The sequence below is a fragment of the Serratia sp. CY27727 genome, from assembly GCF_052169275.1.
Taxonomy (GTDB): Bacteria; Pseudomonadota; Gammaproteobacteria; order Enterobacterales; family Enterobacteriaceae; genus Serratia; species Serratia sarumanii.
Genome location: NZ_JBJNLB010000006.1, coordinates 44,233 through 59,811, shown reverse-complemented (window position 1 = coordinate 59,811; position 15,579 = coordinate 44,233). Strand labels below are relative to the sequence as shown.

8 protein-coding genes are annotated in these 15,579 nt (G+C 57.3%); 6 read left to right on the top strand and 2 right to left on the bottom strand.

Features of this window, described 5'->3' with window-relative positions; genetic code table 11:
• The first annotated feature begins 325 nt into the window (after nucleotides 1–325).
• From ACJ8HB_RS15775 to pstB, 3 genes are read left to right on the top strand one after another with little or no spacing between them, the layout of a single operon-like run.
• The gene (locus ACJ8HB_RS15775) at nucleotides 326–2,497 is read left to right on the top strand and encodes an ABC transporter permease subunit (RefSeq protein ID WP_047570990.1); all 2,172 of its coding nucleotides are present in this window, start codon (nucleotides 326–328) and stop codon (nucleotides 2,495–2,497) included.
• Nucleotides 2,494–4,143: a phosphate ABC transporter permease PstA gene (gene pstA, locus ACJ8HB_RS15770; RefSeq protein WP_033648825.1), complete on the top strand. Its 1,650-nt coding sequence runs from the start codon at nucleotides 2,494–2,496 to the stop codon at nucleotides 4,141–4,143. Before ACJ8HB_RS15775 ends, pstA begins: the two co-directional genes overlap by 4 nt.
• Before the next feature lie 28 nt (nucleotides 4,144–4,171).
• Nucleotides 4,172–4,984 carry a phosphate ABC transporter ATP-binding protein PstB gene (pstB, locus tag ACJ8HB_RS15765; protein ID WP_047570992.1) on the top strand — a complete coding sequence of 271 codons (813 nt, stop codon included), beginning with the start codon at nucleotides 4,172–4,174 and terminating at the stop codon, nucleotides 4,982–4,984.
• A 69-nt stretch (nucleotides 4,985–5,053) separates the two neighbouring features.
• Here pstB and ACJ8HB_RS15760 read toward each other — a convergent pair whose 3' ends face one another.
• Both ACJ8HB_RS15760 and ACJ8HB_RS15755 read right to left on the bottom strand, forming a co-directional pair.
• On the bottom strand, nucleotides 5,054–5,545 hold the full coding sequence (locus ACJ8HB_RS15760) for a TIR domain-containing protein (protein WP_033635524.1): 492 nt from the start codon (nucleotides 5,543–5,545) through the stop codon (nucleotides 5,054–5,056).
• Complete coding sequence (locus tag ACJ8HB_RS15755; protein ID WP_047570994.1) at nucleotides 5,542–6,996, bottom strand: SIR2 family protein; 1,455 nt, start codon at nucleotides 6,994–6,996, stop codon at nucleotides 5,542–5,544. The genes ACJ8HB_RS15760 and ACJ8HB_RS15755 overlap by 4 nt, the downstream gene beginning before the upstream one ends.
• A 376-nt stretch (nucleotides 6,997–7,372) precedes the next feature.
• On the opposite strand from ACJ8HB_RS15755, the gene ACJ8HB_RS15750 reads away from it, so the two are divergent.
• Genes ACJ8HB_RS15750 through ACJ8HB_RS15740 form a run of 3 tightly spaced genes read left to right on the top strand, consistent with a single transcriptional unit; the run spans nucleotide 7,373 to nucleotide 15,462 of the window.
• A complete protein-coding gene (locus ACJ8HB_RS15750) occupies nucleotides 7,373–9,040 on the top strand; it encodes a ShlB/FhaC/HecB family hemolysin secretion/activation protein (protein ID WP_047570996.1) in 1,668 nt (555 codons plus the stop codon).
• Nucleotides 9,041–9,100: 60 nt separating this feature from the next.
• Nucleotides 9,101–15,082 carry a DUF637 domain-containing protein gene (locus ACJ8HB_RS15745; protein WP_047570998.1) on the top strand — a complete coding sequence of 1,994 codons (5,982 nt, stop codon included), beginning with the start codon at nucleotides 9,101–9,103 and terminating at the stop codon, nucleotides 15,080–15,082.
• A complete protein-coding gene (locus ACJ8HB_RS15740) occupies nucleotides 15,079–15,462 on the top strand; it encodes a hypothetical protein (RefSeq protein ID WP_126192347.1) in 384 nt (127 codons plus the stop codon). The genes ACJ8HB_RS15745 and ACJ8HB_RS15740 overlap by 4 nt, the downstream gene beginning before the upstream one ends.
• Nucleotides 15,463–15,579: the final 117 nt, after the last annotated feature.

Sequence of the window (15,579 nt, the reverse complement as noted above, 5' to 3'; positions counted from 1 at the left end):
ATTATTGCGAGAGATTGACAGGAAAGTCCAACATATCCATTGCGTTGGCGCGCGGCATTTTTCGGCGGCAATAAATTTTCGCCGAGGCGGGACGCCCGGCAGTGAAGTGAGTAGCATGAAATGACGATTAGCAGGCTCATTTTTAGTGACATTAAGCGTGTTTACGGTCATTTTTCAGCAATATACCGACGCCATATTGTCTGTTTGCAGTGTAAAAAACCTGGGCAAAGCAGGGTAACTTTGTCATGCAAACGTCATAAAACTGACATAAGATGCCCGGTTATCTTACGGCGCAAGCCCGATTACATCAGCGACAGCGAGACACATGACACAGACGACGGCCAATCAACATCCCCGAGATCGCATGCGCGGGCGCATCGACCGCGGCGTGCAGGCGGCAGTGACCGCCAGCGGGCTGATGGTGCTGATGACGTTGATGCTGATCTTCGTTTATCTGCTGTTTGCGGTGCTGCCGCTGTTCAAACCGGCCTCGCTCGGCCAGGCGCAGCCGCTGCCGATCGCGGCGTCGCCCCCGGCGCTGGCGCTGGGCATGGACGTGCAGCAGCGCGTCGGTTACCGCATTGACGCGCAGGGCGCGGGGCAATTTTATCGCCTGACGCCGACCCCGAACGGCCAGCCCCAGGCGCCGCTGGCGCAGCAGACGCTGTTGGCCAAGCCGGCGCTGCTCGCGCAGGCCGCCGGAGAGCGCGATCTGTTTGCGCTGGCGCAGGCCGACGGCCGCTTGGTGGTGGCGCGCGCGGATTTCGCGACGGCGGAGACCGGCCGGCCGCAGTGGCTGTTCCCGCTCGGGCAGCAGCCGTTGGCGCTGGATCCACAGCGCAAGCCGCTGAAACTGATGACGCTGGCGGATGCGCATCGCGGGCAGTATCTGCTGGCCGGGGTGACCGACGATCGGCGCCTGGTGTTCGGCCGTTTCAGCCCCGACCGGCCGCCGCAGTTCAGCGAGCGCCCGCTGGAACATGATGCTGAGCAACTGGTGCTGACGCCGGATGGCCGCCAGCTTTACCTGCTGACCGGCAACCGGCTGGCGCGTTATCAGATCGACGGCGCGCAGCTGCAGCTGCGTGAAACGCGTGCCCTTGGCGAACATGCCCCGTATCAGATGACGGCGCTGCCCGGCGGCAGCGCGCTGCTGATCAAGGGCGCCGACGGCAATCTGCGCGAGTGGTTTGAGGTGGAAAAAGATCGGCGCTGGCGCCTGACGCCAGTGCAGCATTTCGACCACGGCGCCGACGGGCGGGAGCTGACGGTGGCCGAGCCTTACCGCCGGGTATTCGCCACTCTGCGGCCCGACGGCGGTTTTTCGCTGTTCTCCGCCATTCAGCCGCAGCCTCTGCTGAATGCCCGCTTGGGCGCCGAGGTGCGGCAGATGGCGTTCGCGCCGCGCGGCGATGGCCTGCTGCTGGAGAGCGCGCAGGGCTGGCAGCGCTACGCGCTCGACAATCCGTATCCAGACGTCACCTGGCGTTCGCTGTGGGGCAAGGTGTGGTATGAGAACTACCCGCAGCCGGCCTACGTCTGGCAGTCCACCTCCGGCGAAGACAGCTACCAACCCAAATTCAGTTTGATGCCGGTAATCTTCGGCACCTTCAAGGCGGCGGCTTACGCGATGCTGTTCGCCATTCCCCTGGCGCTGGCCGGCGCTATCTATACCGCTTATTTTATGACGCCGGGGCTGCGGCGGGTGATCAAACCGGCTATCGAAGTGATGGGCGCGTTGCCGACGGTGGTGATCGGGCTGGTGGCCGGCATTTGGCTGGCGCCGATCATCGAGCAATACCTGTTGGCGGTGCTGGCGTTGCCGCTGCTGCTGGCGGCGGCGGTGCTGCTGTGCGGCGCATTGACCCACCGCTTTATGCCGCGCTGCCGGCCGGGTGTCGATCTGCTGTTGCTGTTGCCGCTGCTGGCGTTGACGGTGTGGCTGGCGCTTAGCCTGGGGCCGCGGCTGGAGGTGGCGCTGTTCGGTGAGCCGCTGCATTTCTGGCTGGGGGATAATTACGACCAACGCAATGCGCTGGTGGTGGGTGTGGCGATGGGCTTCGCGCTGGTGCCGATCATCTTCTCGCTGGCGGAGGATGCGCTGTTCAGCGTGCCGGCTACCCTGAGCCAGGGCTCTTTGGCGCTGGGTGCCACCCAATGGCAGACGGTGATCAAGGTGGTGCTGCCTTCCGCCAGCGCCGGGATTTTCTCCGCGCTGATGATCGGCTTTGGCCGCGCGGTGGGGGAAACCATGATCGTGCTGATGGCCACCGGCAATACGCCAATTATCGACGGCAGCCTGTTCCAGGGGCTGCGGGCGCTGGCGGCCAATATCGCCATTGAAATGCCGGAGGCGGTCTCCGGCAGCAGCCATTACCGCGTGCTGTTCCTGACCGCATTGGTGCTGTTTATCTTCACCTTCGTGTTCAACACGCTGGCGGAGGCGGTGCGCCTGCGGCTGCGCAAGCGTTACACGCCAAATCAGGAGGCGCCATGAAGAACTGGGTGAAGAGCGGGTCGCCGTGGATTTGGCTCACCGCCGGTTCGGTCGCCGTCAGCCTGTTGGCGCTGATCGGCATCCTGTTGCTGCTGGCCGGGCAGGGGATGCGCTATTTCTGGCCGAGCCCGGTTTATCAGTTCGAGCTGAATCAGAACGGCGCCGGGCCGGTGACGGTGATCGGCGAGCTGTACCAGCAGCAAAGCATTTCGCGCCGCCAGCTGACGGAGGCGGGTGTGACGCCGCCGGGCGAGGCGCAAAGCGTCGAACGTTATCTGATCAAGGTCGGTAACCGCGAGCGTGAAGGGCAGGATTTCCGCACCTTGCTGGCCAGCGACATCGGCAGCCAAAGCACGCCGCGCAGCCTGCTGGTGCTGGAGCGCGACAGCCACGGCACCGCTTACGGCTATCTGGCGGGGCTGCTGGAGGACGGGCAACCGCTGACCGGCCGCAATCTGGGGCAGGCGTTGCAGCAGCGGCTGCCGCAAATCGCCGCGCTCTCGCGCCAGGCGCACGACATTCAATTTCGCGATATGGCGCGCATCAATCAGCAGTTTGACGCGCTGCGGCTGCGGGAAAAGCGCCTGCAGCGCGACGATAAGCTGGATGCCCGCGCGCAGGACGCCATCAAGGCCGAGCGGCTGGAGCTGCAGCGGCAATACCAGCTGCTGTCCGAACGCCTGGCGGGGCTGAACCGCGATCGCCAGCGCGATGCGCTGCTGCTGCGCGATATGCATGGCCAGACGTTGACCATTCCGCTCAGCCAGGTGCGCGATGCCTGGTACCCGAACGCCATGAACACCAGCGAGAAGCTGGCGCACTGGGGCGAGCAGGTGAAGAAGTTCCTCACCGACAGCCCGCGCGAGGCGAATACCGAAGGCGGGGTGTTCCCGGCCATTTTCGGCACGGTGTTGATGGTGATCCTGATGTCGATCGTGGTGATGCCGTTTGGCGTGATCGCGGCGGTATATCTGCACGAGTATGCCGGCAACAATCTGCTGACGCGGGTGATCCGCATCGCGGTGGTGAACCTGGCCGGCGTGCCCTCGATCGTCTACGGCGTCTTCGGCCTCGGCTTTTTCGTTTATATGATAGGCGGCACGCTCGACCAGCTGTTCTATCCTGAATCCTTGCCCAACCCGACCTTCGGCACGCCCGGTGTGCTGTGGGCGGCGCTGACGCTGGCGCTGCTGACGCTGCCGGTGGTGATCGTCGCCACCGAGGAAGGGCTGTCGCGCATTCCCACCTCGCTGCGGCAGGGCTCGATGGCGCTGGGCGCCAGCCGGGCCGAGACGCTGTGGCGCATCGTGCTGCCGATGGCGGCGCCGGCGATGATGACCGGCCTGATTCTGGCGGTGGCGCGCGCCGCCGGGGAGACGGCGCCGCTGATGCTGGTGGGGGTAGTGAAATCGGTGCCGGTGCTGCCGGTGGACGAGATTTTCCCGTATCTGCACCTGGAGCGGAAGTTTATGCATTTGAGCTTCCAGATCTACGATATGGCATTCCAGAGCCCGAGCGTAGAGGCGGCGCGGCCGCTGGTGTTCGCCACCGCCTTCCTGCTGGTGACGATCGTGGTGAGTTTGAATCTGGCGGCGATGGGTATCCGCCATTCGCTGAGGGAGCGGTACCGAGCATGGTCGCAGTAACAATGACGCTATTTTTGGGGAGTGCGTAATGGGTTTGATGACGCCAGGCAGTTTGCCCCGGCTGGATGTCCAGCATCTCGACGATGAACAGACCGCGCTGGCGGTCAACGGACTGAACCTGTTTTATGGTGACAAACAGGTGCTGCACGACATTTCGCTGCGCATTCCGAAGCACCGGGTGACGGCCCTGATCGGCCCTTCGGGCTGCGGCAAATCGACGCTGCTGCGCTGTTTCAACCGCATGAACGATCTGGTGGACAACTGCCGCATCGAGGGCGATCTGCAGCTGAACGGCACGACGATCTCCGGCGCGCAGATTGACGTGGCGGCGCTGCGGCGGCGGGTGGGCATGGTGTTCCAGCGGCCGAACCCGTTCCCGAAATCGATCTATGAAAATGTGGTGTACGGCCTGCGGCTGCAGGGCGTGCGCGACCGGCGCTTGCTGGATGAAGCGGTGGAGCGTTCGCTGCGCGCCGCCGCGCTGTGGCATGAGGTGAAGGATCGGCTGCGTGAAAATGCGTTCCGCTTGTCCAGCGGCCAGCAGCAGCGCCTGGTGATCGCGCGCGCCATCGCCATCGAGCCGGAAGTGTTGCTGCTCGACGAGCCGACCTCGGCGCTGGATCCGATCTCCACGCTGACCATCGAGGAGCTGATTTCTGCGCTGAAACAGCGTTACAGCGTGGTGCTGGTGACGCACAACATGCAGCAGGCAGCGCGCGTCTCCGACTACACCGCTTTTATTCATCAGGGGCGGCTGGTGGAGTACAACGATACCGACGCCATCTTCACCTCGCCGCGCCAGCGCCGCACCGAAGATTATATTACCGGGCGGTATGGGTGAGCGACGTGCCGCACCCCTAGCGAACGAAAGGCTGCAGGATAATGCAGCCTTTCGTCTTTAGGGCGGCCGTCAGTAATTTTCGCGAATGCGGATCGCTTCTTCTACCCACTCCGCCAGATTTTCCTTGATGTGATTATAGACATTGGCGCTGGTCAAATAAGGCGGGTCATAGGCTTTGGCGATTCCGGAAAGCTTTCTATCCCCCAGCTTGATATGATCCAACGGGTTGTTGCCTTTTCGGGCTTGTTCGCCGGCGCTGTCTTTCAGGTTATGGATATACACCACCAGCACGCCCATGCCTTTCTTCCAGGCTTCGCAGATTTCGAAGTTGATCCACTTGCGATTGGCGGTATCTTTACCCGCGAGAATCACGGCGCAGCTCCGATTGTCCAACTGGCCTTTGATCCAAGCGGCGATGGCGTCGTCACCGCCTTTTTTCACTTCCTCCCAATCGTTATCCGTGGCCGGCCGGTTACCTTCCAGCGAGCCCATTTCGCGTATCTGAGAAGCGCGCCAGTTGTCCGGCTCATAATGGAAACTGTAAAAACATTTTCTGGTCATCGAGGATTATCCTTAGTAATGATATCGATAAGTGCCAACAGGCATGTTTTCTTCTCCGCCAGGCTGCCCGGCTCGTTAAGTTGATCCAGCAGGTTCATGGCGACGGGATGGCGGTGATAGAGGGTGTCTTTCATCTCCTCCTTGATTTTTCGGTAGATCTCGGCGGATGCGCCGCCGGTACAACCGATAGGAATGCAGACGCAGCCTTGTTCCGCAGCGATGTGGAACTCTTTCAATAAACCGTCGGCCAGCACGCATTCGCCTTCGGCGTTACGCTTGTTGCCGAACAAAAAAACCGCGATGCCGCTGAGCGAAATCATGTTCTGGCGGTACTCGTGCCAAAGTGCCGGCAGCGTAATGCTCCCGCTGGCGAATTGGGGGAAAGGGCGCAATACCAGCTGGCTTTCGCTGATTTTCCCCCCGCTGGCGTAAATGGCTTCCAATGCGCCGTTGATCACCGCCGTGCCCACGCCCCAACCGAAGCCGTTGACGATGCGGTACTGTTTGCGGATAAGCAGGCGCGCCAGGCGGTGTATGAACTGGATGGACTCTTCACGGGTATAGGGGTGGTAGTTGTCGGCGCTGCCGGAGATAAACACCGTGCTTTTCTTGAATTGCGTTTCGATGGCATACAGCAGGTCGGTGATTTGCCGATAGTCCTCCACCAGCAGCGTTTGAATGCCGTAACGGCGCAGATCGTTGATCATCAGGCTTTGTTTTCGGCTGTTGTAATCATAAGACGCCTGATCCTCGCTGCCGCTGTCGCCAGGCTGAACGCGCCGCATGATGCAGTAGTGGTTTCTTTTCCCTTCGCCGTACTGCGCGTAAAGGCGACTCAATACGTATTGCAGGTTGGGGTCTTCAAAGCTGAAACCGATAAACAGGAAGGTTTTGGCGGTCAACTCCGCCATCAGCATGTTGATAAAAGGAAGGTGTGTACGGGAGTAAGTTTCGTATTGTTCGCGGGTGATAATCGCCTGGTTGGGTGTTCTATAATCACCATGCATTTTATATAAGACAACATCGCGCTTGTGAATATTGTTGGTCAGACTTTCCGGCGTGGTTTTAACGTCGCAGACGCGATTATAACGGGCATAGGTTTTTTCAATCAGATCGTCGTAATTGGTTGTCCAGAGTGACGCTATCGGCAATCTGGCAATGATCCGATGATTTTCAGTTTCTTCCGCTTGCTCAGCGAATTCTGTAATTATTTTTTGATTTATCTTATGCCGGTTGCCTTTTTCATTGAGATGATATTGAGCCAGAGAAATAAGGTCGCTTTCTTTTTCTATATCCAGCCCCAATTCATAAGCGATATCACCGATAAGCTCTTTCCAGCTGACAAAACCGGCGGGTATGGACAGCCCGGCGCCGGCAAACAGCGCGGCGCTGCCGGCTTTGATATCATTAACGTAATCACGAATAAACAGTTCTATATCACGTTCTGGCATTAGGAAATCCTGATATTGTTCGAGGTTCTTGATTGGTTAGTTGTAAATTATGGCTTTCATGAATAATTGCATTAAACAAAATATCACGGTAAGACGGCGGGTTAATTTTGTAAACTTTATTTTTTATTTTTAGCGATATTGTGCGTGTTATTTAACTCTTGAATTTATTATTGGCAATTATTTGGGTTTTTAATTCATGTGGTAATAATATCCGCCATCAGGAAATGTGGCGGCAAGCTCGACAAAATATATTCCTGATGTTTAACCACGTTGTGAACCCGATCAAACAAAAACAATTCTCATTATCATTGATCGTCGGCGTAAAATGTATATACTTCGATAGGCTATGTAAACTAACGTAAATGGATGTGTTTAAATGTGTGCATGGAAGCCCGGGATTTGGCCTGCACTCTTGGCGCTCTGCGCTCCGGCGTGGTGTGCGGAAATCACCAGCCCTGCTGACCGCGACAGCATTACCCAGCAGCAGAAAACGTTGCTGGAACAGGCGCAGCAGCAACGCGAGGCGCTGCAAAATAACGTTGAGTTGCCGGCCTTGCCGCTGCCTGTGTCGGCCGCCGCAGGGGCGGTTTGCCAGCCGGTGAGGCAAATCGTTTTTCAGGGCGCCGAACATCTTTCCTGGTCGGTGAAGGAAAGCCTGGCTCGCCCGTATCAGGGGCGCTGCCTGACGCTAGAGCACATCAACCGTCTGGTGCGCGAAACCACCAATGCTTATCTGCAACGCGGCTATGTCACCTCGCAGGCCTGGCTGCAGGAGCAGGATATCTCCCGCGGCGTGTTGACCGTGAGCGCCAGCGAAGGGCGAATCGAGTCCATCACGCAGAACGGCGAGCAGACGCTGGCGCTGAAAATGGCGTTTCCCGGCCTGGTTGGCGACGTATTGAATCTGCGCGATATTGAGCAGGGCATGGAGCAGCTCAACCGCCTGCCATCGCAACAGGTGGCTATCGATATTCAACCCGGCGAACAACCCGGCTTTTCCAACGTGGTTTTGCTGCGTGGCGCCCGGCGCGCGCCGGTCTCTTTCTCTTTCGGCGCCGATAACAGCGGCCAGAGAAGCACCGGCACCGGGCAGATGAACGCCGCCTTCACGCTGGATAACCCACTGCGCCTCGCCGATCAATGGTCGCTTTCCGCAGCGCGCAATAACGATTTCAGCCCGCATCACCGCAGCCGCAGCCTGAACGGCGGTGTCACCTTACCCTACGGCTATTGGCTGTTCAGTTACCAGTACGCCTGGAACGATTTTTTCCAGCGGGTGCCGTTCAACGGCGCGGCTTACCGCTATCAGGGCAACAACCAGACCCAGCGTCTGGGCGCCAACCGCACGTTGCTGCGGGATGGCAAACGCAAGCTGGCCGTCGATATCGGGCTGGCGCGGCGCACCACGGAAAATAAGCTGGCGGGGGAACGGTTGGGCGTCAGCAGCCCGAGGCTCAGCGTCGCCAGCCTGGGCCTCAATTACAGTGCGGCTGCGGGCGGCGGCTATATGACGCTGAACCCGACGGTAAGCCGCGGGCTGCGCATGCTGGGCGCCACCGCCGACGATCCTGAGCGCGACGGGGCGCCGCGCAGCGAGTTCCGCAAGCTTGGCCTCAGCGCCAGCTACTTTTATCCGCTCGCCCCCTCTCTCTACTACCTGACCTCGGCCTATGGGCAAACCAGCGCAGACAACCTGTATGCCGGCGAGCGCATTTCCATTGGCGGGCAATACTCGGTGCGTGGCTTTAAAGAGCAGTACCTGACCGGCAATCGCGGCGCCTACTGGCGCAATGAACTCAACTGGCAATGGCGGACGTTGCCGGGGCTGGGGGAGCTTTCTTTCACCGGCGCGTTAGACGCCGGTTGGTTGCAGGGGCGCGCCGGGCTGATAGACGGCGGCAGCGTCGCCGGCGCGGCGCTGAGCGCGACGCTAAACGGCCGCTGGTTCAATCAGGCGGTCACCGTCGGTAAACCGCTGACGCACCCAGGCAGCCTGCAACCGGATCGTTGGGTGGCCTACTGGCAAGCCACCGTCACGTTATAACGCCAGCACACAGCAGGAGCGCCTCGGCGTTCAAAACAACATCCTTTCGAAGGAATGAATATGGATAAGTCCACTTCCCCTTTGGCGCGGGGCGCCAGCTATTTGCTGATCTACCTGACGGCTTTCCAGCCGTTGCACCCGGCGTTCGCCGCCGGTATTACCGCCGCCAACGGCAATACGCAGGTGGTTATCAAGCCGGGCAACGTGCCGGTGGTGAATATCGCCACGCCTAACGGCGCGGGTATCTCCCACAACACCTATAAAGATTTCAACGTTGGGCCACAGGGCGCCGTATTGAATAACGCCACGCACGGGGGCAAAACGCAGCTGGGCGTGGAAATCTACAGCGCGCAGGGCAACACCTACCTGAAGGGAAAGCCGGCGGAATTGATCATTAATGAGGTGATCGGCGGCAGTCGTTCCGAGCTGCAGGGCAAGCTCGAGGTGTTCGGCAGTAAGGCCAACGTGATGATCGCCAACCCAAATGGCATAACCTGCAACGGCTGCGGCTTTATCAACGCGCCGGGCGTGACGCTGACCACCGGCAAACCGCAGTTCGACAAGCAGGGCGCGCTGGAGGCGCTGGAGGTGAAAAAAGGCGGCGTCACCATCGGCGGTAAAGGGCTGGACGGCAGCGGCGCCGACTATGTTGACATCATCAGCCGCGCCACCGAGCTGAACGGCAAAATCAACGCGCAAAACCTGTCGCTGACCCAGGGCGCTAACCGCATCAGCTTCAAGGACGGCAGCATCAAACCGATCGCCGGGGAAGGCGCTAAGCCCCAACTGGCGGTGGATACCAAGGCGCTGGGCGGCATGTACGCCAACAAGATCCGCCTGGTGGCCAACGAGAATGGGGTGGGGGTGAACCTGAAAGACCTCACCAGCAAACAGCGGGATATTACGCTGAGCGTTAGCGGGCGGATTGAGTTGGGCAATACACAGGCAGCGACAGACTTGAACGCCAGCGCCAGGGAAATTCATATCTCATCGGGCGTTAAGGTGCGCGGTGAACGTGACGTGACAATGGCTGCCGATACGCTCAATAACAACGGCAATGTTACGGCGCATCGCGATATGCGGGTGTTTGCCGATACGGTACGCAATGTGGCACTACGTGATGGCGACAACACCGCATTGCATAGCAACAATAATCTCTGGATTCAGAAAGACGCTCAGGGGAATAAAGCCAAACAGATAGAAAACCGCTCTGCACGCATTCAGACCAACAGCGGTGACTTGGTTATACGCACGGAGAATTTGAACAATGTCAGGCAAGAGGTTCAAGCCGTTTGGAAAAATACTCCCGCTAACTCTAAAGCGTTCAATAAATCCTTGGTAGGAAGTTATTACGACTCACGGCAAGGTGTTGACGCTATTGTGCTGCTGGAGCCTGAACTGAAGGACTTTGGCATCGGCAGTTGGTTTGGCGAAATCAACCTGTCGAAAGGCGACAAGGTTAATGTGGGGAAAGACGAGTATCTTCTGGTGAAATCGCAGGCGCCGGGGGTGATAAATTCAGGCAACAACGCTTATATCAACGCGACAACGTTATGGAACGATCAGTCGAATATCAGCGCGGCCAAAGATCTGATCCTGACGGGGAACGATTTTACCGTAAAGAGCATTCAACTCGGCCAGAAAGATCGGTACTGGCGTCTGGGAACGAACACGTTTGGCGTTGGGGCGTTTGCCCGTGACGAAGATGCGCCTCCCGGAGATTGGGATCTGCTGTATGTCACGGAAAAAGCGCCTTATACCAAGCAGCAGGAACTTGTCGTCTGGCGAGCAAAGGGGCAGCAAAAATCATCGATTACCGCCGGCAATAATCTCACTGCGGATTTTAAAAATAAGATAGAGATCAGTACGCCGACGCCTCATGAAAATCAGCTGAATGAAGTGGTCACCTCCGGCAGGCCAGAGTCGCTAAAGGCACGGAATGTTCTGCTGCATGCCAAAAATATCGTCGGTACTGATGCGATTCGTGCCAACGGCAATATCACCGCGATTGCCGAAGATCGGATTGTTCTTGGGCAAGGCATTTTGGCCGCCGGAAAAGAGCTGTCTCTGACGGCGGTCAACGCCATCGACGCCTGGCAAAGTGAGCTGAAAGGGCAGGACGTCACGCTAAACGCCAAAAACGGGGAGATAAAGATACATTCCAGCGAGAAACCTCACTACTTCCGCCCTGACGGTTCGCGTTGGTTGGGCAGCCTTGAGGCTTCACGCGATTTGTCTCTCACGGCTGGCAGCACCATTACGTTGCTGAATACGCTGCTGGCGCCGCAAAGTCGCAATATCGCCATGACGGCTAACGGCAGCATTGCAATCGTAAAAAACAGCGCGTTGTTGGAGGGGGCGCTATTGGGGGGGCCGGTTTCTCCGGCTAAACGGCAGGAATACTTCAACCAGCTGTTGGCCAGTGGCCAAATGAGGGCAACGGGTTCGGTTCTGCTCAATAGCGGTGGCTATCTGGCGCTCCGCGGCGCCAAGATTAATGCGGATAAGGACGTTACGCTGTTAGCCGCCCATAACGCCGATCTTAACTACCGTGAACTTGACGGCCGATTCAATGCGCTTTTCCCTGTGTCCCGCACGCCTGAACTGGGCAGCCGGGTACACGCCGGCGGCAATTTGCTGATTAACTCGGCCCGCGACATCGGCACCCAGGGCGGCGCGCTCTCCGCTAACGGCAATATCACGCTGCTGGCCGGGCAGAATCTATGGTTGTCGAACCTGGCCTATTCCGCCATTGATGCCGCCAACGACAACAACAAAGACGACCGCCATGTGGTCACAGCCCTCAGCGCGGGTAAAAACCTGACCGCGTCGGCGAATAACCAACTGCTGACTTACGGCGCCAGGCTGACCTCCGGCGCCAACATGACGCTGACCTCCGGCGGCGATATGCGTTTCGAGGCGGTGCAAAATCACACTTACCGCGAGGGCGGCAACGAGTTCACCGAAACTCGCACCCAGCAAGGCACCGAGCTGAATGCCGGCGGCCTGATGACGGTGATTTCCGGCGGCAGCATTCTGTTCCAGGCGACCAAACTGGTGGTTAAAGGATTAGGGGCGAACTGGAAACCGTCGGTGGCGGTGACGGATTGGGGAAGCCGGATAGCGGCGGCGGAGCAGGTGGTTAGAAATGCAGAGCAAAATGTTAATCAAAAACAGAATGTACTGAACAACGTTAGAAATACGCCTGAAGGTTTGTTACTCGATAATCCTGCTCAGCATCCTATTTCATACAAGCACAGTAGTTCTGTAATGATACCGGGTACGGGGACTTATCACCTCGATATGGGGAATATTGAAATAAAAACCCGTTCAGATCTGGATAGATTGCTTAATGAGGGAGGGAAGGCATTTGACCCATTCCCTTATGGTGTCGATCCTGCGGAAACATCCGGTGATGGTTATGAGATTGCGCTGGCAATTCGAAAAAAGACGATAGATGAATATGAAAATTTGCGTCAACGCATAATCAAAAAAAAGAATGAGATACACGCCGCCCAACAAGCGTTGAATTCTGTTGATAGTGAAAAGGTAAACGCAAATAGGAAATTAGTTAGCGTCCGACAGGAAGCCCAAGCTAAACATGCGGAAGAAACAAGGCTGAAAGCCCAGGTCGATGCCCACAACCAGGCAGAGGCCATGCGTGTCGGCAATATGGATATCGCCGCCAAGGGCGGCTATCTCTACGCCCAGGCGATGGAAGAGTCCAGCCACTTCGAGAAAAAGGAAACCAAGCGCAAATGGTGGGGCAAGAAAACCGAGGTTAAGCAGACCCGCCACGACGTGACCAACAAGGTTACCGAGTTTACCGCCGCCGGCAATATCACGCTGATGAGCCGCGACGACAGCACCTATGAAGCCAGCAAAATCGCCGCTGGACAAAACGCACGCCTGACCAGCTCCCGTGGCCAGGTTAACTTCCGCGCGGTGAAAAACACCTCTTTCGAACAGACCGTCAGCAATTCGAAAGGCTTCTTTATCAAGCAGGCCAATAAAGGGTACGAAGACAATAAGTGGGTGCTGCCGAGCATTCATACCGGTGGCGCCTTGACCGTAGAGGCCGCCAAGGGCGTCAGCGCCGATGTGAAGGTGAAAAACGGGCAGGCGCTGCAAAGCGCCATCGACGCCCTGGGCAATACGCCGGGCACCACCTGGGTCAAAGATCTGAACAAGCGCAACGACGTGCAGTGGAGCAAGGTCAAAGACGCTTACGATAGCTGGGATTACAAGAGCCAGCACCTGAACCCGGCGGTGGCGGCGGTGATCGCCATCGCGGCCGCGGCGGTGACCGCTGGCAGTTCACTGGCGGCCACGGCAGCCTCCAGCGTTTCCGGCGCCGTGGGCGGCGGGGCGGTAACCAGCGGTGCGGTCACCGCCGGGATGTCTTCGCTGGCCTCCCAGGCGGCGGTGGCGTTGGTGGAGAACCAGGGCAACCTGTCGAAAACCCTGCAGGCGCTGGGTAGCAATGAGAACGTCAAGGCGACCGCCACGGCGATGGCGATCGGCGGCGCGCTCAACGGTTTCGACAGCGCGATGGGCTGGAGCAAGGACGCGGCGGGCAAACCGCTCAATCCAAACAACGTCAAACTGCCGCAGTTGAGCAACGGTGACTGGAGCAAGGTGGCGCAGCGGGTGGCCGGGCAATCGGTCATCAGCTCCAGCCTGAATACCGCCATCAATGGCGGCAGCTTCAAGGACAACCTGACTAATGCGCTGCTGGCGAATATCGGCAGCCAGGTTCAGGCCGAGGGCGCCAATCTGATCGGGGATAACGGTCAGGTTCTCAATATACCGGGCCGGGCCGTAAGCCATGCCGTTCTAGCGGGCGTGGCCGCAGAAATCGGCAAGGGCAATGCCAAAGGCGCAGCGGCAGGGGCGCTGGCGGCGGAGCTGGCTGGGGTGATCATCAATGATAATTTGGTCAGAAGTGAAGGCTGGCAAGAGCGTCAGGCTCAAATCAGCCGCGTAGCGGGCGCCTTTGCAGGGGCCATCGTAACCGCCAAAGCAGCAGGTGCCACCAGCGGTGCAAATGCGGGTGAGTTTGTCGAGCGTTTTAATCGACAGTTGCATCAGGAAGAACTCAACGCCATTAAAGCGTTGGCTAAGGGTGACAAGGAAAAAGAAGCGCGTCTGATGGCGGCTTCATGCCGAAAAGTAGCTTGCACCACGCAGGAAGCGCTAAACTCAGATGAGCGCAAGCAGTTTGAAGCCCTGATGAATAAGTACCCGTCAACGCGGGATGAAGACGGCCTCATTGCCAATTACTGGGTACAAAAAGAGCGCCAGCGCTTCGGCAACTATCCGGCGTTTGCCGGCTATGACAGCGAAAAGTTATTCACGTATGATTTGGGCGACCAGATAACCGACGGCCAGCTGTTTGCACGCAACCAGCAGATAGAACAAATCAGCAAGTTGACCGGGTGGTCGCCGGACTGGGTGAATGCCTCGGTGATGGCAGTCTCTATCGCCAGTACGTTTGCCGGTATGGGTAAAGCGAACGTCGGCAACCAGTACCTGTCATCCAAACTGGTAGGGCCAACCAGCGCCTGGAAAGGGTATCTGGTCAATGAGAAGACCGTTCAACAGGCGGCTGCGTTCAGGCAGCAGGTATTAGATGCTAGAGCGCCATTTGCGGAAAAAATCCGAAAAAAAGGAAATGCGGCTGTTGCACAAATCGATGTTCCTGGTATGCCGAAAACACTTGCGGCACACAGCAGGATAGCTAAAGCAGAAAAAAGTTTCATAGGTGATGGAAACCAAAACTTTAAATATGAAACCATTAAAAGTTCTGATGGTATCCTCATATCTAGGAATACAGATTCAGAGTACAAAATTCTGGACAACCTAGCTGATAAGTTAGGTAACAATGTATCAGCTGAGGGGAGAGTCACCATTTTCACTGAACGTGCTGCATGTGAGAGCTGCTTGGGTGTCGTAGAGCAATTTCAGAAAAAATACCCTGGAATAAAAGTAGAGGTTCTCGACAATAACGACGTAATGCTGATCCCTGGGAGATTGAAATGATGGATGAAGAACGCATGACTTATGAAGAATTGCGAGCTGAGTATTTAGATTGCTTTTATAGCTGTTGTAGAAGTCACATTAATGCTTTTAATAAAAATGGTACGACCTGGGAGTACGGTATTGAAGAAATAGGGTATGCATCTTATCAATACGAAAATGCACATTTATCGCCTGTGGAAATGTTAATGCTGAAAGTGTTTACACTCATCCTTATAGCCGGCAGAGGGCCAAAAGATGTTGAGAATAATTACCGAAACTCAATTTCTTCCATTTTGGAAAAAACAAACCTTGAGTCTCTAATTCAAGGTATTGGCGAAGATGAAAAAAGCGATTTGCTTTATGATATGGAGTTGCTTGGATTGCTTGAGAAGCCTGAGTAACCTCACCGCTCCCAACAGTTTGAGGTTAGGCACGCTTTGCTCATGCAAATGAGCCAAGGTAAAAAGTACCACTATAGGCCACGGTTGACGGAAATCTAACGCCCATGCGAACGGCTC

Coding starts and splice junctions, on each gene's coding strand:
- ACJ8HB_RS15745 (WP_047570998.1), top strand. CDS start 9,101: ATGGATAAGTCCACTTCCCCTTTGGCGCGGGGCGCCAGCTATTTGCTG.
- pstB (WP_047570992.1), top strand. CDS start 4,172: ATGGGTTTGATGACGCCAGGCAGTTTGCCCCGGCTGGATGTCCAGCAT.
- ACJ8HB_RS15755 (WP_047570994.1), bottom strand. CDS start 6,996: ATGCCAGAACGTGATATAGAACTGTTTATTCGTGATTACGTTAATGAT.
- ACJ8HB_RS15750 (WP_047570996.1), top strand. CDS start 7,373: ATGTGTGCATGGAAGCCCGGGATTTGGCCTGCACTCTTGGCGCTCTGC.
- ACJ8HB_RS15775 (WP_047570990.1), top strand. CDS start 326: ATGACACAGACGACGGCCAATCAACATCCCCGAGATCGCATGCGCGGG.
- ACJ8HB_RS15760 (WP_033635524.1), bottom strand. CDS start 5,545: ATGACCAGAAAATGTTTTTACAGTTTCCATTATGAGCCGGACAACTGG.
- pstA (WP_033648825.1), top strand. CDS start 2,494: ATGAAGAACTGGGTGAAGAGCGGGTCGCCGTGGATTTGGCTCACCGCC.
- ACJ8HB_RS15740 (WP_126192347.1), top strand. CDS start 15,079: ATGATGGATGAAGAACGCATGACTTATGAAGAATTGCGAGCTGAGTAT.